This is a genomic window from Enterococcus sp. NPDC086594, from assembly GCF_044746145.1.
Classification (GTDB): domain Bacteria; phylum Bacillota; class Bacilli; order Lactobacillales; family Enterococcaceae; genus Enterococcus_D; species Enterococcus_D entomosocium.
In genome coordinates, this window is the sequence record NZ_JBIVBP010000002.1 from 313,062 (window position 1) to 331,348 (window position 18,287).

Annotated in this window: 15 protein-coding genes and 1 riboswitch; of the genes, 13 read left to right on the plus strand and 2 right to left on the minus strand. The window is 43.2% G+C overall.

The annotated features are described in order from the left end of the window. Both ACIPK1_RS05890 and ACIPK1_RS05895 read right to left on the minus strand, forming a co-directional pair. Window positions 1–606: a DUF1054 domain-containing protein gene (locus tag ACIPK1_RS05890; RefSeq protein WP_005236410.1), complete on the minus strand. Its 606-nt coding sequence runs from the start codon at window positions 604–606 to the stop codon at window positions 1–3. A gap of 101 nt (window positions 607–707) precedes the next feature. Next, window positions 708–1,142, minus strand: coding sequence for a hypothetical protein (locus ACIPK1_RS05895; protein WP_005236409.1), 435 nt, complete (start codon window positions 1,140–1,142; stop codon window positions 708–710). 214 nt (window positions 1,143–1,356) lie between these two features. Between ACIPK1_RS05895 and purC the strand changes: the two genes are divergently transcribed. The 13 genes from purC (at window position 1,357) to mgtA (ending at window position 18,067) form a co-directional block, all read left to right on the plus strand. Further along, a complete protein-coding gene (gene purC, locus ACIPK1_RS05900; RefSeq protein ID WP_005236408.1) occupies window positions 1,357–2,082 on the plus strand; it encodes a phosphoribosylaminoimidazolesuccinocarboxamide synthase in 726 nt (241 codons plus the stop codon). Beyond that, on the plus strand, window positions 2,073–2,345 hold the full coding sequence (gene purS, locus ACIPK1_RS05905; protein ID WP_005230018.1) for a phosphoribosylformylglycinamidine synthase subunit PurS: 273 nt from the start codon (window positions 2,073–2,075) through the stop codon (window positions 2,343–2,345). Before purC ends, purS begins: the two co-directional genes overlap by 10 nt. Continuing rightward, window positions 2,342–3,019, plus strand: coding sequence for a phosphoribosylformylglycinamidine synthase subunit PurQ (purQ, locus tag ACIPK1_RS05910; RefSeq protein WP_005236399.1), 678 nt, complete (start codon window positions 2,342–2,344; stop codon window positions 3,017–3,019). Before purS ends, purQ begins: the two co-directional genes overlap by 4 nt. Beyond that, window positions 3,012–5,240, plus strand: a complete 2,229-nt coding sequence (gene purL / locus ACIPK1_RS05915) for a phosphoribosylformylglycinamidine synthase subunit PurL (protein ID WP_005236395.1) — start codon at window positions 3,012–3,014, stop codon at window positions 5,238–5,240. Before purQ ends, purL begins: the two co-directional genes overlap by 8 nt. Further along, window positions 5,225–6,649 carry an amidophosphoribosyltransferase gene (gene purF, locus ACIPK1_RS05920; RefSeq protein ID WP_005236394.1) on the plus strand — a complete coding sequence of 475 codons (1,425 nt, stop codon included), beginning with the start codon at window positions 5,225–5,227 and terminating at the stop codon, window positions 6,647–6,649. Before purL ends, purF begins: the two co-directional genes overlap by 16 nt. A gap of 115 nt (window positions 6,650–6,764) precedes the next feature. Further along, the gene (purM, locus tag ACIPK1_RS05925; protein ID WP_005236392.1) at window positions 6,765–7,811 is read left to right on the plus strand and encodes a phosphoribosylformylglycinamidine cyclo-ligase; all 1,047 of its coding nucleotides are present in this window, start codon (window positions 6,765–6,767) and stop codon (window positions 7,809–7,811) included. Further along, the gene (gene purN, locus ACIPK1_RS05930) at window positions 7,808–8,392 is read left to right on the plus strand and encodes a phosphoribosylglycinamide formyltransferase (RefSeq protein WP_008381461.1); all 585 of its coding nucleotides are present in this window, start codon (window positions 7,808–7,810) and stop codon (window positions 8,390–8,392) included. The genes purM and purN overlap by 4 nt, the downstream gene beginning before the upstream one ends. Beyond that, a complete protein-coding gene (gene purH / locus ACIPK1_RS05935) occupies window positions 8,385–9,920 on the plus strand; it encodes a bifunctional phosphoribosylaminoimidazolecarboxamide formyltransferase/IMP cyclohydrolase (protein WP_008381459.1) in 1,536 nt (511 codons plus the stop codon). The genes purN and purH overlap by 8 nt, the downstream gene beginning before the upstream one ends. Before the next feature lie 16 nt (window positions 9,921–9,936). Then, complete coding sequence (purD, locus tag ACIPK1_RS05940; RefSeq protein ID WP_244733540.1) at window positions 9,937–11,193, plus strand: phosphoribosylamine--glycine ligase; 1,257 nt, start codon at window positions 9,937–9,939, stop codon at window positions 11,191–11,193. A 199-nt stretch (window positions 11,194–11,392) separates the two neighbouring features. After that, the gene (locus tag ACIPK1_RS05945; protein ID WP_008381441.1) at window positions 11,393–12,307 is read left to right on the plus strand and encodes an aldo/keto reductase family oxidoreductase; all 915 of its coding nucleotides are present in this window, start codon (window positions 11,393–11,395) and stop codon (window positions 12,305–12,307) included. 210 nt (window positions 12,308–12,517) lie between these two features. Then, a complete protein-coding gene (guaC, locus tag ACIPK1_RS05950) occupies window positions 12,518–13,495 on the plus strand; it encodes a GMP reductase (RefSeq protein ID WP_080555199.1) in 978 nt (325 codons plus the stop codon). Window positions 13,496–13,617: 122 nt separating this feature from the next. Then, window positions 13,618–14,718, plus strand: coding sequence for a non-hydrolyzing UDP-N-acetylglucosamine 2-epimerase (gene wecB / locus ACIPK1_RS05955; RefSeq protein ID WP_400450225.1), 1,101 nt, complete (start codon window positions 13,618–13,620; stop codon window positions 14,716–14,718). A 398-nt stretch (window positions 14,719–15,116) separates the two neighbouring features. Then, a riboswitch (M-box (ykoK) riboswitch) is annotated at window positions 15,117–15,288 on the plus strand. A gap of 187 nt (window positions 15,289–15,475) precedes the next feature. Next, a complete protein-coding gene (gene mgtA / locus ACIPK1_RS05960; RefSeq protein ID WP_005236382.1) occupies window positions 15,476–18,067 on the plus strand; it encodes a magnesium-translocating P-type ATPase in 2,592 nt (863 codons plus the stop codon). The last annotated feature ends 220 nt before the right edge of the window (window positions 18,068–18,287 follow it).

Genomic DNA, 18,287 nt, shown 5'->3' on the forward strand with positions numbered 1-18,287 from the left:
TTATTGTTCCTCCTTTAGTGCCGACAAACGGGCGTGATAAAGCGGCAACAGCGTTTGATAAACTGCTAAAATATCCGCCATCTCAACTTCTTCGATCATTTTTTCCGGAAAAATCTTGCCAATTTGAAGTTCACTTTTTTTAACTTTCTGTAATCGTTCTAAGTAGGTTGGCCATTTAGCGATTGGAGAGTGGTCATACTTGGTATGATCAGGAGATAGCGTAAAGTCTGCTGGCAATTGATCAAATAATTCTTTTTGAGCCAGCCAAGATTCCGCGATCGTTGCTTGATTTTTCGGTTGATCGATCACACTGAGCCAAACAAAGACATACTCTTGATTGATTCCAATTTGAAAGTGGGCATCCATTTTATAACCACGCTTGTTAGGGCCGATCCCCGCCCACGTTTCGGCAGGAGGGTAGACGGTTCTACGCCGATGCTGTGCGATATGCAAATAAAAAGGGTCTTGACAGCTTTCTTCAAATAATGGGATCGCTGCCTCGCCGATGGTTTGGAAAACCGGCTGGATTTCTGAACGGATTTTTTCCATTCTTTCTTCTAATGTTTCTAAAGCAAAAGCATCAAATGACTGTTTTGTAAATAGCATAATCGTGTCCTTTCTTTTGTCTGAAAACAGTATAACAAAAAAAGCCCGTAAAATTTCGGGCTTTTGTTTTTTTTATCTTATTTTTATTTAGTGATCACCCGTCAGTGCGTAGCGTGACTTAAGTTAAAGGTAGGGGCTTGACTTTGTTCCTTCAAAAGATGCAAAAGATCGTCTAAAAAAGAAAAGTCCATTTCTTCTAAATTAAAATAAATACGGAAAGAATACGTATGTTTAAATAAGCTTTGACGATGTATCTGGTGAATGATCAATTCGTCATTGCGGCCATTTTGAAATTGCAGAACTCTTTTTTGTTCTTCTGCATAGTGAGGACGTGCCCCTTTTTTGAAGGGACTGAATACATAGAAACTCGTTTGTTGGTTAATGGAAAGGATTTGCTGCACGGCCAATAATTCGTTATGGAGCTGTTGTTTTTCTTTGTCTGTTAGATGAGCTAAAAAAAGTTCAGCACGATTCTTTAGCGACCACATATAGTACTCCTCCTTGAATGTAGCTACAATACGACCTAAATATAGCATGAAAATAGAATGTTGTAAACGCTTTATAAAACCCTTCGCCAGTCAAACGGGAGAGGTAAACTTGCTTGATGGGATAAAAGGCGAACATTCGTGTTTATTAATGTGTAAATGTACAGATAATCGTTGACCCGCTTTTTCAGCGTTGTTAGAATAATAAACAAATAAAGATGTGTGTCATCGCTATGTGAAAAATAATACTTAACTGAGGTGGAATATGGAATCAGAAGTGCTTCTTTATGAAGGAAAAGCCAAGAAATTGTTTAAAACCAACGAAGAAGATGTGTTGAGAGTCCTTTATCTGGACCAAGCAACTGCGCTGAACGGTTTAAAGAAAGATGCAGTCGCAGGGAAGGGTGCCCTAAACAATCAGATCACTGCGCATCTTTTTCAGCGTTTAGCTGATAAAAATGTCCCAAGTCACTTTCTTCAATTAGTGTCTAAACACGAACAATTAATTCGAGCTGTCACCATGATTCCTTTAGAAGTCGTTGTTCGCAATACGGCTGCTGGTAGTTTTTCAAAGCGCTTGGGCATCGAAGAAGGAACCAAACTGCCAAAGCCGATCGTGGAGTTTTACTACAAAGAGGATCGCTTAGATGATCCGTTTATCAATGACGATCATGTGTTCTATTTGGGTCTTGCCACAAAAGAGGAACTGGACCTGATCAAAAAACTGGCACTACAAGTCAACGCTGCGTTACTGGAAATCTTTGCAAGTATCCAGATTCAACTGATCGATTTTAAAATCGAGATCGGCAAAACCAAGAAGGGCGAGTTGCTCCTGGCTGATGAGATCTCACCAGATACTTGCCGCTTATGGGATATGGGTACAAATGAACATCTTGATAAAGATGTCTATCGTCGTGATTTAGGGGACATCGTTCCTGTTTATGAAGAAGTTTTAAATCGTTTAGAAAAGGAGAATTCAACATGTATTTAGTCAAAGTTTACGTCACTTATAAGGAATCTGTTTTGGACCCTCAAGGAGAAGCCGTCAAAGGAGCTGTTCATCGCTTAGGATATCAAGATGTCAGTGATATTCGCATCGGGAAATACTTTGAAATCAAAGTGACACCTTCCAACAATCAAACACAAGCAGCAGTAGCAGAGGAGATTGAAGCGATCTGTGACAAACTTTTAGCAAACGTCAATATGGAAACCTACCGTTATGAAATAGTTCAAATGGAGGAAGCAGCCCTATGAAATTTGCAGTGATCGTCTTTCCTGGATCAAATTGTGATGTTGATTTGATGTGGGCAATCAAAGATATCATGGGGGCAGAAGCAGAATATGTGCGCCATGATGCAGAAAGCTTAGCCGGTTTTGACGGTGTTTTGCTTCCAGGAGGATTTTCTTATGGTGATTACTTAAGATGCGGAGCGATTGCCCGTTTTTCTACGATCATGTCAGAGGTCATTCGTTTGGCAAATGAAGGCAAACCTGTCTTTGGTACCTGCAATGGGTTTCAAATTTTAACGGAAGCGGGCTTGTTACCAGGGGTTTTACAAAGAAATGAATCATTGCATTTTATTTGCAAGCCGGTCCGTCTGCAAGTGAATAATCAAACAGCTTTTACTTCTGAATATGAAACGGATCAAGTCATTACGCTTCCTGTCGCTCATGGTGAGGGCAATTATTATTGTGATGAAACGACTTATCAGGAATTGGTTGCCAACAATCAAATCGTTTTCCGTTATGAAGATAACGTCAACGGCAGTCTACACAATATCGCTGGTATCTGCAACAAAGCAGGCAATGTCCTAGGCATGATGCCCCATCCAGAACGAGCGATGGAAAGTTTATTAGGCTCAGAAGATGGCAAGAAGTTTTTTGCTTCATTATTGAAAAATTTTGGGAAGGTGCCGGTAAATGGATAAAATGATCGTAAAAGAACCTACACCACAAGAAATCAAAGACACGAAATTATACGAGCAATGGGGATTGACCCAAGAAGAATATCGGATGATCTCAGAAGATATTTTGGGACGTTTACCAAACTATACCGAAACTGGACTCTTTTCAGTGATGTGGAGTGAACATTGTTCTTACAAAAATTCCAAACCTGTTTTGCGGAAATTCCCGACAGATGGGCCGCAAGTACTGCAAGGTCCGGGAGAAGGTGCGGGTATCGTGGATATCGGCGATGATCTAGCCGTCGTTTTCAAAGCGGAAAGCCATAATCATCCTTCTGCGGTGGAACCTTATGAAGGAGCAGCAACTGGTGTTGGTGGAATCATCCGCGACATCTTTAGTATGGGAGCAAGACCGATTGCTGTTTTAGACTCCTTACGATTTGGTGAGTTAGATAATCCAAGAACGAAATATCTTTTGGAAGAAGTCGTTGCTGGGATCAGTGGCTATGGCAACTGTATCGGGATTCCGACCGTTGGTGGTGAAGTGGCATTTGATCCTTGTTATGAAGGCAATCCGTTAGTCAATGCGATGTGTGTAGGGATCATTGCCCACAAGGATATTCAAAAAGGGCAGGCCAAAGGTGTTGGGAACACCATCATGTATGTCGGCGCAAAAACAGGACGCGACGGGATACATGGGGCGACTTTTGCATCGGAAGAATTTGTCGAAGGAGAAGAACAACAACGTTCCGCCGTACAAGTCGGTGATCCTTTTATGGAAAAACTTTTGTTGGAAGCTTGTTTGGAATTGATCGTGGATCATTCGGACATTTTAGTCGGAATTCAAGATATGGGTGCTGCTGGATTGGTTTCTTCTAGTGCCGAGATGGCATCAAAAGCCGGATCAGGTTTGCGCTTAACATTAGATGATGTTCCACAACGAGAAACCAATATGACGCCTTATGAAATGATGTTGTCAGAATCCCAAGAGCGGATGCTGATCTGTGTCAAAAAAGGGCATGAAGCTGAAGTGGAAGCCCTCTTTAAGAAATACGATCTAGAAGCAGTCGTGATCGGTGAAGTGACGGATGATGGCAACTATCGTTTGTTCCATCATGGACAGGAAGTCGCTAATTTACCAGTGGATGCTTTAGCTGAAGATGCACCGACTTACTACAAAGAGATGGCAGAACCAGCACGGATCAAAGTGTTTAAGGAAACACCGGACTTTGTTCCAGTGATTCATTCAGCAACGTCTGTATTTGCGGACCTGCTGCAGCAGCCGACGATCGCTTCGAAACGCTCGATTTTTGAAACCTACGATTCGCAAGTTCGTACCAATACCGTGGTAGGACCCGGCAGTGATGCGGCCGTTTTACGAATCAAGGGAACCAATAAAGCCTTGGCGATGACGACTGACTGTAATGCTCGTTACCTTTACTTAGATCCTGAAGTCGGCGGACAGATCGCAGTTGCAGAAGCTGCTCGAAATATCGTCGCTTCCGGTGGGCGTCCATTGGCGATCACTGACTGCCTTAACTTCGGCTCGCCAGATAAACCAGAAGGATTCTGGGAGTTATCTACGGCTGCTGACGGGATCTCAGAAGCTTGTCGTGTACTAGAGACACCAGTAATCTCTGGGAACGTCTCCTTATACAACGAAACGGACGGACAATCGGTCTATCCAACGCCTGTAATTGGGATGGTCGGATTGATCGAAGAGCTGGCGCATATCACGACGCAGCATTTCCAAGCAGCAGGGGATGTGATCTATGTCCTAGGGGAAACCCATGCTGATTTCAATGGGTCTGAATTGCAAAAACTGCAGACAGGAAAGATCGCTGGGCGTTTAATGTCCTTTGATCTTGAAACAGAAAAAACGAACCAACATTTGGTTACCGCAGCGATCCAAGCAGGTCTTGTTCAAAGTGCCCACGACTGTGCCGAAGGTGGTTTAGCGATCGCTTTAGCCGAATCCGCTTTTGACAAGGGCTTTGGTCTAAATGTGACCGTGTCATTGCCAGCAGCACAATTGTTTTCAGAAACCCAATCCCGTTTTGTGCTTTCAGTCGCACCTGATAAGCAAACAGCTTTTGAAGCACTGGTAGGTGCTGCTGCAATAGCGATCGGGGAAGTGACTGCTGATGGCCAGATTCGCATGCAAGCACAAGATGATACGATCGAGATGCCCCTTACTGAGGCGAAATTGAAATGGGAGGAAACCATTCCATGTTTAATGAAGTAAAGAGCCTCAACGAGGAATGTGGGGTTTTTGGTGTTTGGGGTCATCCAGATGCCGCTCGTGTCACCTACTTCGGACTACACAGTTTGCAACATCGCGGCCAAGAAGGTGCTGGGATCGTCACGAATGATGCGGGAAAACTCAATGGTCACCGTGATTTAGGGTTGCTAGCGGAAGTGTTTTCGGATGAACGTGTCCTCCAGCGTCTGACAGGAGATGCTGCCATTGGTCACGTTCGTTACGCAACTGCTGGTAATGGTAGCGTTGATAATATTCAACCATTTTTATTCAAATTTTTTGATCAGCAGATTGGCTTAGCACATAACGGCAACTTGACGAATGCGAAAAGTCTACGGAAATCATTAGAAGAGGCTGGTGCGATTTTCCACTCGAATTCCGATACAGAGATTCTCATGCACTTGATCCGTCGCAGCGAAGAACCGCTTTTTATGGATCGGGTCAAGGAGGCATTAAATCAAGTTAAAGGTGGATTTGCGTACCTTTTACTGACGGAAAATGCCATGATCGCAGCACTAGACCCCAATGGCTTTCGGCCATTGTCAATCGGGAAAATGGTCAATGGTGCTTATGTGGTGGCTTCAGAAACCTGTGCGTTGGAAGTCATCGGTGCGGAATTTATTCGTGATGTCCGACCGGGCGAAGTCGTGATCATTGATGATGCAGGCATTCAAATCGAGCAGTATACCCAAGAAGTACAACCGGCGATTTGTTCGATGGAGTTTATTTATTTTGCCCGTCCTGATTCCAACATCGCTGGCGTCAATGTTCATCGTGCCCGTAAAAATATGGGCCGTCGCTTGGCACAAGAGGCGCCGATCGAAGCGGATATGGTCATTGGTGTACCGAATTCATCCTTATCTGCTGCCAGCGGGTACGCAGAAGCTTCAGGTATTCCTTATGAATTGGGCTTAGTAAAAAATCAATACATTGCACGAACGTTTATTCAACCGACACAGGAGTTAAGAGAGCAAGGCGTGCGAATGAAGCTCTCAGCTGTTCGTGGCGTAGTCGAAGGCAAACGAGTGATTCTAGTCGACGATTCGATCGTCCGAGGAACCACCAGCCGCCGTATCGTGCAACTGCTAAAAGAGGCAGGTGCCAAAGAAGTTCATGTGCGTATCGGTTCGCCGCCTTTGCGCTATCCATGTTTTTACGGGATCGACATTCAAACGAGAAAAGAATTGATCGCAGCCAAATATACGGAAGCTGAGATTTGTGAAAAAATCGAAGCAGATTCTTTGGCCTTTTTAAGTGAAGACGGGTTGATCGAAGCGATCGGTTTAGATTTTGACGCACCATACTCAGGTTTGTGTATGGCCTATTTCAATGGCGATTATCCAACCCCTTTGTATGATTATGAAGAAAACTATCTCGCGTCTTTAGCTGAATAAATTGTAGGCAAAAATGGTTTTTCAAACGAAGCAGTGAAGAACCGCTGGTTTACTTGCGTTAACGACGAATGAGCTGAATGAAGAAAAGCGGATGAATGATTGAGGAGGAACGAACGTGGCAAATGCATATGCAAAAGCCGGTGTCGATGTCGAAGCCGGTTATGAAGTAGTCGAACGGATCAAAAAGCATGTGAAACGAACAGAACGACTAGGCGTGATGGGGGCAATCGGGGGCTTTGGCGGCTGTTTTGACTTATCATCGTACCAATTGAAAGAACCGGTACTCGTTTCTGGTACTGATGGTGTAGGAACCAAGCTTTTGTTGGCGATCCAACAAGAACAGCACACAACGATCGGCATTGATTGCGTCGCGATGTGCGTGAATGATATCGTCGCTCAAGGGGCAGAACCTATCTACTTCCTTGACTATGTTGCAGTTGGTAAAAACGATCCGGCAAAGATCGAACAAATCATTGCTGGTGTCGCAGAGGGCTGTGTGCAAGCGGGTGCTGCCTTAATTGGTGGAGAAACCGCTGAGATGCCGGGGATGTATCAGCCGGAAGAATATGATCTTGCTGGTTTCGCCGTAGGGATCGTCGAAAAAAGTCGCTTGATCACTGGAGAAACCATTAAAGAAGGCGATGAGCTGATTGGTTTGCCTTCTTCAGGCATTCATTCCAATGGGTACTCTTTAGTCAGAAAAATCTTTTTTGAACAGCATGGCTATACAGGAGCAGAAACGTTTGCGGAACTTGGCAACCAAACGCTTGCAGAAAGTTTATTGACGCCAACGAGAATTTACGTTGATGCACTGAAACCTTTATTGACAGAAGGATTGTTAGCTGGAATTTCTCATATCACAGGTGGCGGCTTTGTTGAAAATATTCCACGGATGCTGCCTGAAGGACTTGCGGCAGAAATCGCCTTAGACACTTGGCCGCAGTTGCCAATATTTGATATGATCGCTACTCATGGCGCGATTCCTCATCAAGAAATGTTCGAGATTTTCAATATGGGTATCGGTATGGTCTTAGCCGTTGCGCCAGAAAATGTTGCGGCTGTGATGGCACTTCTATCCGCCAATGAAGAACAAGCATACCGGATCGGTAAAGTGACCAAACGTAACAACGAAGCCGTTTGCTTCAAAGAGGCAGTCCGATGAGGATCGCCGTCTTTGCTTCTGGAACGGGCAGCAATTTTACAGCAATCGCCGATGCGATCCAAGCAAATAAAATCAAAGGAGCGCAGATCGGGTTGGTCTTTTCCGATAAACCTACAGCGCCAGTAATAGAAAAAGCCCGCGCGAGAGACTATGAAACGCTTGTCATAGAGCCAGCGGCATTTGCATCAAAAGCAGCCTTTGAAAATAAATTGATCGAAGAATTGCAGGATCATGCCATCGATTTTATTGTTTTAGCAGGGTATATGCGAATCATCGGCAACACTCTATTATCCGCTTATGAAGGCAGAGTCATCAATATCCATCCCTCCTTGTTGCCGAGTTTCCCAGGTAAATCTGGGATCGCCGATGCCTTCGCTTACGGCGTGAAAGTGACGGGAGTGACGGTTCATTATGTCGATGCCGGCATTGACTCAGGGCCAATCATTGCCCAAGAAATCGTTCGGATCGACACCGACGATACATTAGCAAATGTGACAGAAAAAATTCATCAAGTAGAACATCAAATCTATCCAGCTGTTTTAGCTGAAATCGTGGAAAAGGGGCTATCGAATCGTGAATAAACGTGCATTAATCAGTGTGTCTGACAAAGAAGGACTCGTACCATTTGTCCAAGAATTGACCAATTTAGGATTTGAGATTATCTCAACTGGCGGGACAAAAACGGCCTTGGAACAAGCGGGGCTTCAACCGATCGGCATCGAATCGGTCACAGAATTTCCTGAAATGATGGATGGTAGGGTCAAGACGCTACATCCACGGGTGCATGGTGGTCTGTTAGGACGGCGTGATCTGCCTTCTCATATGGAGGCAATGGCTGAGCATGGCATTTTACCGATCGACCTTGTTGTCGTCAATCTTTATCCATTTAAAGAAACCATCAGTAAGCTTGACGTCACAGAAGCCGACGCAATCGAAAATATCGACATCGGCGGACCAAGCATGCTACGTTCTGCGGCGAAAAATCATGCCTCAGTAACTGTTGTCGTTGATCCCGAGGATTACGACTGGGTTTTAACTGAGCTGAAGGAAGGCAATACGACGTTGGCATCAAGAAAGAAATTAGCTGCCAAAGTCTTCCGCCATACCGCCGCTTACGATGCCTTGATTGGTGAATACTTGACCAAAGCGGTGGCTGAAACAGAAACAGAGACCTTGACGAAAACCTATGTTTTGAAACAAACATTGCGTTATGGTGAAAATAGTCATCAGAAAGCTTCCTTCTATCAAGATGCATTACCCGTGCCCTATTCGATTGCCAGCGCAAAACAAATCCACGGCAAAGAATTGTCTTACAACAACATTAAAGATGCTGACGCTGCCTTGCGGATCGCAGAAGAATTTACAGAGCCAACTGCAGTAGCCCTCAAGCACATGAATCCCTGTGGAATCGGAAGTGGAGAAACGATTGCTGAAGCTTTCCAAGAAGCTTACGAAGCAGACCCAGTGTCGATTTTTGGCGGGATCATTGTTTTGAATCGTCCAGTTGATGTGGCAACTGCGGAGCAACTGCAGCGGATTTTTCTTGAGATCATTATTGCACCTGCATTTGAAGAAGAAGCACTAGAAATCTTAACGAAGAAAAAAAATCTTCGCCTGCTGGTTGTTGATTTCGAAAAAGCAGCCAAACAGCCAGAAGTTGTCTCTGTCCTTGGAGGCTTATTGGTGCAAGAACCAGATGATCAAATGGAAACACCAGAAGATTGGACCGTGGTGACAAAGAGAAAGCCAACAACAGAAGAAAGCGCAGCTTTGGCTTTTGCTTGGAAAGCGGTGAAACACGTGAAATCTAATGCCATCGTTTTAGCCAATCAACAGCAAACCGTCGGGATCGGCGCTGGTCAAATGAACCGCGTGGGTTCGGTGAAAATCGCCGTCGAACAAGCCCGTGAAAACAATAAACTGGCTGGTTCAGTGCTGGCAAGCGACGCCTTTTTCCCAATGGATGACAGTGTTGAATATGCAGCGCAACAAGGAATCAAAGCGATTATTCAACCTGGTGGCAGTATCAAAGATCAAGAGTCGATCGACATGGCAGATAAATACGGTGTGGCGATGGTCTTTACTGGTGTTCGTCATTTTAAACACTAAGAAATAGGAGAAGACGATGAAAATACTTGTTATTGGTAGTGGCGGTAGAGAGCATGCCGTCGCAAAAAAGTTTCTGCAGGATCCTCAAGTGGAAACAGTCTTTTGTGCGAAGGGCAATCCCGGTATGCGAAAAGACGGGATCAAGACAGTCGCAATTGAAGAGTCCGATCATGAAAGTCTAATTGCTTTTGCTCAAGAGCAGGAGGTTGATTGGACCTTCGTTGGTCCGGAAGTTCCGTTGCTAAATGGCATCGTAGATGATTTTCAGGGGGCGGGCTTGGAAATTTTTGGCCCCAATCGCCAAGCAGCGATGATTGAAGGATCAAAAGAGTTTGCCAAAGAATTGATGCGAACCAATCACATTCCAACAGCAGACTATCAAAGCTTTACAGATAGTGCCCAGGCAAAAGCCTATATCCAACGTAAAGGTGCGCCAATCGTCATCAAAGCAGATGGTTTAGCGGCGGGCAAAGGCGTGGTTGTCGCGGAAACCATTGAAGAAGCAAACGCAGCAGTCGAAGCAATGCTGGAGCAAAATGCTTTCGGTGAAAGTGGTGCAAAAGTGGTGATCGAAGAGTTTTTGGCTGGCGAGGAGTTTTCGCTATTGGCATTTGTGAAGGGCGAAGCCGTCTATCCAATGGTCATTGCCCAAGACCATAAACGTGCCTTCGATGGCGATTTAGGTCCGAATACAGGAGGTATGGGGGCTTATACGCCGGTACCGCAGATTCCGCAAGAAATGGTCGATCAAGCGGTAGCAGAAGTTTTACTTCCTGCAGCAAAAGGGATGATTCGCAACAATACACCGTTTACGGGGATTCTCTATGCAGGTCTGATTGCTACCAATGATGGACCGAAAGTCATCGAATTCAATGCGCGTTTCGGCGATCCAGAAACACAAGTCGTGTTAAGTCGTTTAGAAAGCAGTCTAGCCCAGATCATTGATGATCTCTTACAGGACCAAGTACCTACGATCCAATGGAATCAATCGGCTTCGATCGGTGTCGTGATTGCCTCTCAAGGATATCCAGGCAAGTATCAGCAAGGAATGCCTGTCCCAAGCCCTGAAGGAGAAGGAACGCAATTCTTTTATGCAGGAGTGGATGAAGCTGCCGACCAAGGTGGTTTGACGGCAGCTGGTGGGCGCGTTTTTCTTGTGGAAGCATCAGCTGAGAATTTAGCTGCTGCACAAAAGAACGTCTATGAAGCAATCAGCAGGTTGTCTTTATCTGGCTTATATTACCGAAACGATATCGGCGATAAAGCCTTGTAATATAGCAACTCATCAAAGGCGATGAAGTAAAGAATATTTCTGTGCATAACACAAACTGAAAAAAAAGGAGGGCTGCCAGTAGAACCAATCGGTTGTGCTGGTGGTTTTCATTTTATAGGAGGTTTTTTTGACGTTGGTGTAGCGTTTTCATCTTGTTGTGCTAAAATAAGAATGTAGTTTAAATAAGGAGGAACTTTACGTGAAAAAAATTAAATTCGGTCCCACTGATTTAGAAGTATCTAGCGTGATTTTAGGCTTGATGCGAATCAACAATGCCAAAGACCCAGTGAAAGTATTGACGACAGCGATTGAAAATGACATTACCTTTTTTGACCATGCCGATATCTATGGGCGTGGGGAGTGTGAAACGATTTTTGCGGAAGCGTTAGCAAAAACGGATGCCAAAAGAGAAGAGTTGTTCATTCAATCAAAATGTGGCATCGTTCCAGGTGAAATGTTTGATTTTTCGAAAGAGCATATCATTTCTTCCGTTGAAGGTAGTTTACAGCGTTTGAAAACCGATCATTTGGATGCGCTACTATTGCATCGCCCTGATACTTTGTTTGAACCAGAAGAAGTGGCAGCTGCCTTTGATCAATTAGAAAAAGACGGCAAAGTGAAATACTTCGGTGTCAGCAATCAAAAACCTGGTCAAATCGAGCTATTGAAAAAATATGTTTCGCAACCTTTAGTAGCGAATCAACTGCAATTCGGGATCATGCATACAGGGATGATCGATCAAGGGATTCATGTCAATATGACGGATGCTGGCAGTGTCGACCATGATGGAGAAATTTTGGAATATTCTCGTTTGCATGAGATGACGATCCAAGCTTGGTCTCCGTATCAGTATGGTTTCTTTGAAGGGGTCTTTATCGGTAACGAGAAATTCCCAGAGTTAAACGAAAAATTAACCGAACTAGCGAACAAGTATCAAACAACGCCGACTGGCATCGCATCTGCGTGGATCTTACGTCATCCAGCAAATATGCAAGTGATTGCCGGAACGATGACCCCACATCGAATTGAAGAAATTGCGCAAGCTTCTTCGATCGTATTGACCCGCCATGAATGGTATGAAGTGTATAAAGCAGCAGGGAACATATTGCCTTAATTTATACGTAAATTCCGTTTTATTCAGTTGTTATAAGGATGAATGTTCGCGAAAGACGAACATTCATCCTTTTTTTTCAAAAAGTATTTCTAAAAAGCTTGTATTTCATTTCCAGGTGGTTTAAATTGTTGTGGGCGTTAAAAATAGGCTGATGCCATTTGATGCTTGCTTCACTCTTAGTAAGATTTGGAGGATATTTTTATGTTTGACATGAAAGTTTTTGATTACGAAGATATACAACTGATTCCTAACAAGTGTATCGTGAACAGCCGTTCAGAATGTGATACCACGGTGACATTAGGCGGACACTCGTTTAAAATGCCTGTTGTTCCTGCAAATATGCAAACAATTATTGATGATTCAATCGCAGAATTTTTAGCTGAAAATGGCTATTTTTATATTATGCACCGCTTTGATGAAGAAGCACGGATTCCATTCATCAAAAAAATGAAAAGCCGCGGCTTGATTAGTTCAATCAGCGTGGGTGTCAAAGAAAATGAATATGCCTTTGTAGAAGAACTAGCTGAGAAAGAGCTTGTTCCTGATTTTATCACGATCGATATTGCCCATGGTCACTCAAACGCCGTGATCAATATGATTCAACACATCAAGAAGCATTTACCAGCAACGTTTGTGATCGCTGGAAATGTTGGAACGCCAGAAGCAGTTCGTGAATTGGAAAACGCTGGCGCAGATGCAACAAAAGTCGGTATTGGACCAGGGAAAGTTTGTATCACAAAAATCAAAACTGGTTTCGGGACTGGCGGATGGCAATTGGCAGCATTACGCTGGTGTGCCAAAGCTGCTCGCAAACCAATCATTGCAGATGGTGGCATTCGGACACACGGCGATATCGCTAAATCTGTCCGCTTTGGTGCAACCATGGTCATGATCGGTTCATTGTTTGCTGGGCATGAAGAATCACCAGGGGAAACCAAGGTAGAAAATGGCGTTGTAATGAAAGAATACTTTGGTTCTGCATCAGAATTTCAAAAAGGTGAAAAGAAAAACGTAGAAGGAAAGAAAATTTGGATTCAATACAAAGGTTCTTTAAAAGATACGTTAGTTGAAATGCAGCAAGACTTGCAGTCATCGATCTCTTATGCAGGTGGAAAAGATTTAGAATCGATTCGTAAAGTGGATTACGTAATCGTTAAAAATTCGATTTTCAATGGAGATACTATTTAAGCTGGATACTGAAGAAACGGCCTTTTAGCGGTCGTTTCTTTTTTTTGTTGGAACAACCATTTTGTTTTTCTGTTTTCTTCGTTATAATAGAAGCAATGAGAAGTAGAGGAGCGGGTGACCAAATGACAATCAAAGTGATGTCTGTGTTCGGTACCAGACCGGAAGCCATCAAAATGGCGCCACTAGTAAAGGAATTGGAAAACGACCCGCGTTTTGAATCGATCGTTGTGGTGACGGCGCAGCATCGAGAAATGTTGGATCAAGTTTTAACGGTTTTTGAAATCATACCAGATTATGATCTGGATATTATGACTTTAGGGCAAACTTTGACAGGAATCACTACCAAAGTTTTGCTGGATCTGGAACCTATCTTGCAAAAGGAAACCCCTGATATCGTACTCGTTCACGGGGATACGACCACAGCTTATGCAGCCGCGACGGCAGCTTTCTATCAGCAGATTCCTGTGGGGCATGTGGAAGCCGGTTTGCGTACATGGAACAAAAAATCTCCTTATCCGGAGGAAGCCAATCGTCAGCTGATCGATGTATTAGCGGATTTTTATTTTGCGCCAACTGTCCAAAGCAAAGAAAATTTATTAGCGGAAAATCGCAATAAAGTTGCAATTTTTGTAACGGGAAATACCGCCATTGATGCGATGCGTTATACGATCTCGGAGGACTATCAGCATCCAGAACTTTCTGCAGCAGATAAAACCATGATTCTTCTGACAATGCACCGTCGCGAGAACTTAGGTGTTCCGATGAAGCAAGTCTTCCGCGCTTTAGCGAAGATCGCTAAGGAGAAACCAACCATCAAAGTGGTTTTTCCTATGCATAAAAATCCTCAAGTCCGAGGGATTGCTATGGAGATACTTGGGGAACTAGAAAATGTCACGCTGATTGAGCCTTTAGATGTCATTGATTTTCACAATGTTGCCAATCAAAGCACATTGATTTTGACGGATTCTGGTGGTGTCCAAGAAGAAGCACCGTCGTTAGGCGTTCCTGTTTTGGTCTTGCGAGATACAACAGAGCGCCCAGAAGGAATTGCTGCAGGTACGTTAAAACTGATCGGTACGTCTGAAGCTGCGGTTTATCAAGAAACGAAGCGACTACTAGAGGATCCAGAAGCTTACAATGCCATGGCACATGCAGAAAATCCCTATGGCGATGGGAAAGCTAGTCGGCGAATCTTGAAAATTTTAGCAGATCATTTTTCGTGAGAGCTAGATCGAAAGAATACCGAAAAAATCATTTTTCAGAATCGGATGTGAAAGAGAAATAGGCAGCTGTTTATTTAAATGGCTGTCTATTTTTTATTCGAGTTCGGAAATTTATTACATTCTCTCCTTCAATGGGATAGCCGAAGTGACTTGATGAATTCTGGGTTTTGCCCTGAGAGGATTTCTCTCTATCTGTTCGTGTAAAAAAAGTTTTGTCACATATAAAATCACACCAGTTCTTTAACGTTGTTATTTTATTGTAAGACCTTTCATTTGAAAACCAACGAAAATCTATGAAAAAAGGGTGCTTTTTTCCATTGTTGCGGTTGACATTGGCTAGGATAGCAGTTATTATGTGGGTAGTTGGAAGATAGACTTCCGGCGAACTGACATTTTATACAAATAATTGTTAGGTGAGGCTCCTATATGGACACAAGCTGCTGCCGCAAAAGTATCGAGAGATACTTAGTTGGTAGGACAGGTCTAATCGTGAAGGTTAAACCCAAAGTAGCTGATAGCAGATTTGCTATCTACGCCCTATAGTGCTAAAGCTCTACAATGATCATGAGTTTTTTACGCATGCTTATTGGGAGCGTGCGTTTTTTTGTGTCTTTTACGCATGTTCCACAGTGACTTACCTAATAAAAAGAAAGGAAGATTCACATGGAATACCCCAGTCCCCAGATGAAACAGCGGAGTAATTATCGAATCGCTAGGGGTGGCGTAAGCAACTCCTAAGTGCTAGGAGGAAAAAAAGATGTTAAAAAAACTATCGAAAGATCAAGAACTAAAATTACTGGCAAAATTGACCGAAAGAGAACTGCTGATGGAAATGCGGACATCCTTCCAAGGGTTATCGGAAGAAGATGCTGCAGAACGTTTGGCAGAGTACGGTCCAAACAAAGTGGATGCGCAAAAACCAACACCTGCTTGGTTGATGATCCTAGGTGCTTTCAAAGATCCTTTTGTGTTAGTTTTGGCATTATTAATGGTTATTTCTTTTGTAACAGGCGATATTGAAGCAGTGATCGTGATGGGAATCATGATTTTAGCCAGTGTCATGATTACTTTCGTCCAAGAATACCGTTCCCAAAAAGCAAGCTTAGCGTTAAAAGAACTTATTGAAAATACTTGTTCCGTAACCCGAGATGGAATCACGAGAGAAATTCCGATGGATGAAGTCGTTCCAGGAGACATCGTCACCTTAGCAACCGGCGACATGATTCCTGCGGATGCGATCTTGATTTGGACCAAAGATTTATTTATCAATCAATCTTCATTAACAGGCGAATCAATGCCAGTTGAAAAATTTGTCGATGCTGGGATCAAAGAAAGCGATGAACAAATTTCTGCACTAGATATGCAAGATCTTGTTTTCATGGGTACCGATGTCTTAAGTGGTCAAGGGAAAGCCATTATTTTGAAAACCGGTCAAAGTACTTTCTTCGGTGATATTGCCAAAAATGCGACCACGAAACGGGGCAAAACAACCTTTGAAGATGGCTTAACAAAAGTCAGCAAGCTATTGTTGCGAATGGTCATGGTTCTTTTCCCAATCGTTTTATTGATCAATGGTTTGACCAAGGGTGATTGGGGCGAAGCGTTGTTCTTCGCGATTGCAGTAGCAGTTGGTTTGACGCCAGAAATGCTACCAATGATCGTCACCAGTAACTTAGCCAAAGGGGCGATCTCTTTATCAAAAGAAAAAGTGATCGTCAAAGAATTGCCTTCGATTCAAAACTTAGGTGCAATGGATGTACTATGTACCGATAAAACGGGTACGATCACCGAAGATCGTGTTGTACTGGTACAGCATTTAAACCCATTTGGCGTAGAAGATAAACAAGTCCTTGATATGACGTATTTAAATTCTTACTATCAAACAGGGTGGAAAAACTTGATGGATATTGCTGTCTTAAACTACTATGAAGAAGAAGGCTTGGCAGCGCCATTTAACGATGTGACAAAAATCGATGAGATTCCGTTTGACTTCTCACGTCGCCGCTTGACGGTTGTTGTCAATGCAGATGGTCATCAACTGATGGTCACTAAAGGTGCCGCCGAGGAAATGGAACAAGTCTGCAAGTACGTAGAAGTTGATGGCAAAGTGATGGAATTGACTCCTCAATTGAGAAAACAATTGCGTCAAGTGAATTTGCGCTTGAATAAACAAGGAATGCGCGTGTTGACTGTTGCTGTAAAACGAGATGCCCACGCAGATGCCGTTTATTCTGTAGAAGATGAACAAGATATGATCATGATTGGCTTTATGGGCTTCTTAGATCCAGCAAAAGAAACAGCAAAAACAGCGATTGCTTCTTTACACGGTCATGGCATCAATGTCAAAGTGTTAACGGGAGATAATGCGATCGTTGCGCAAAAAGTTTGTCGAGATGTTGGTATTGATGCAGATGAATACTTGTTAGGAACCGATATAGATCATCTGTCAGATGAAGAGTTAGCAGAGAAAGCTGCAAAAACTAATCTGTTTGCAAAATTAAATCCAATGCAAAAATCCCGAATCATTGAAACCATTCAAGCGGCAGGCCATACGGTTGGCTTTATGGGAGATGGCATCAACGACGCGCCTGCTTTACGTACGGCAGATGTTGGTATCTCGGTTGATACCGCAGCAGATATCACCAAAGATGCCAGCTCGATCATTTTATTAGAAAAAAGTTTGAATGTCCTTGATAAAGGGGTCATCGAAGGCCGCAAAGTATTTACCAATATGATGAAGTACATCAAAATGACGTTGAGTTCGAATTTCGGGAATGTGTTCTCGATCTTAGTTGCTAGTGCCTTTTTACCTTTCTTACCAATGTTGTCCATTCAACTGTTGGTTCAAAACTTGGTGTACGATATGGCCCAATTGACGATCCCATGGGACAACGTAGATAAAGAAGAGTTAGAAAAACCAGTTAAATGGCAAGTGGGTGGACTATTGAAGTTTACCGTCGGCATTGGACCTGTCAGCAGCATCTTCGATATTTTGACTTTCTTTATGATGTGGCATGTCTTTAGTGCAAATACCATCCAAGAGCAAGCCTTGTTCCAAGCAGGATGGTTTATGATTGGCTTGACGACACAAACCTTAGTCGTTCACATGATCAGAACGAGAAAATTACCATTTATCAAAAGTATCGCATCACCTGCAGTTTTGATTTCAAGTGTTCTAGCGATTGCAGTTGGCTTCTTGGTCATCTTGACGCCATTGCATACCGTCTTTGATTTTGCAGCACTGCCATCAAGTTACTGGCCATGGTATGTCGGTATCAATCTAGCTTATTTAGTAACAGTTGAGTTTGCGAAACGCATTTACATTCATGTCACGAGAGAATGGATTTAAAAAAACAGGTCGGCGTTCTTCCTAACATGGGGAGAATCGCCGATCTGTTTCTTTTTATCCGTTCTCTGTATTATTTTTTTCTCATATTAAGAAATTTCTCTTTGATTCAAGTCGAATCCTTCACAAGTGATAAAAGGAGGTTAATGATAAATCTGTTTAGCGGAATGGTGGATGCTGTACTATTCTTAAATAAAAAAAAGAATCTGAAAAGAAAAAATTG

Coding starts and splice junctions, on each gene's coding strand:
- ACIPK1_RS05890 (WP_005236410.1), bottom strand. CDS start 606: ATGCTATTTACAAAACAGTCATTTGATGCTTTTGCTTTAGAAACATTA.
- ACIPK1_RS05895 (WP_005236409.1), bottom strand. CDS start 1,142: ATGCTATATTTAGGTCGTATTGTAGCTACATTCAAGGAGGAGTACTAT.
- purC (WP_005236408.1), top strand. CDS start 1,357: ATGGAATCAGAAGTGCTTCTTTATGAAGGAAAAGCCAAGAAATTGTTT.
- purS (WP_005230018.1), top strand. CDS start 2,073: ATGTATTTAGTCAAAGTTTACGTCACTTATAAGGAATCTGTTTTGGAC.
- purQ (WP_005236399.1), top strand. CDS start 2,342: ATGAAATTTGCAGTGATCGTCTTTCCTGGATCAAATTGTGATGTTGAT.
- purL (WP_005236395.1), top strand. CDS start 3,012: ATGGATAAAATGATCGTAAAAGAACCTACACCACAAGAAATCAAAGAC.
- purF (WP_005236394.1), top strand. CDS start 5,225: ATGTTTAATGAAGTAAAGAGCCTCAACGAGGAATGTGGGGTTTTTGGT.
- purN (WP_008381461.1), top strand. CDS start 7,808: ATGAGGATCGCCGTCTTTGCTTCTGGAACGGGCAGCAATTTTACAGCA.
- purD (WP_244733540.1), top strand. CDS start 9,937: ATGAAAATACTTGTTATTGGTAGTGGCGGTAGAGAGCATGCCGTCGCA.
- guaC (WP_080555199.1), top strand. CDS start 12,518: ATGAAAGTTTTTGATTACGAAGATATACAACTGATTCCTAACAAGTGT.
- wecB (WP_400450225.1), top strand. CDS start 13,618: ATGACAATCAAAGTGATGTCTGTGTTCGGTACCAGACCGGAAGCCATC.
- mgtA (WP_005236382.1), top strand. CDS start 15,476: ATGTTAAAAAAACTATCGAAAGATCAAGAACTAAAATTACTGGCAAAA.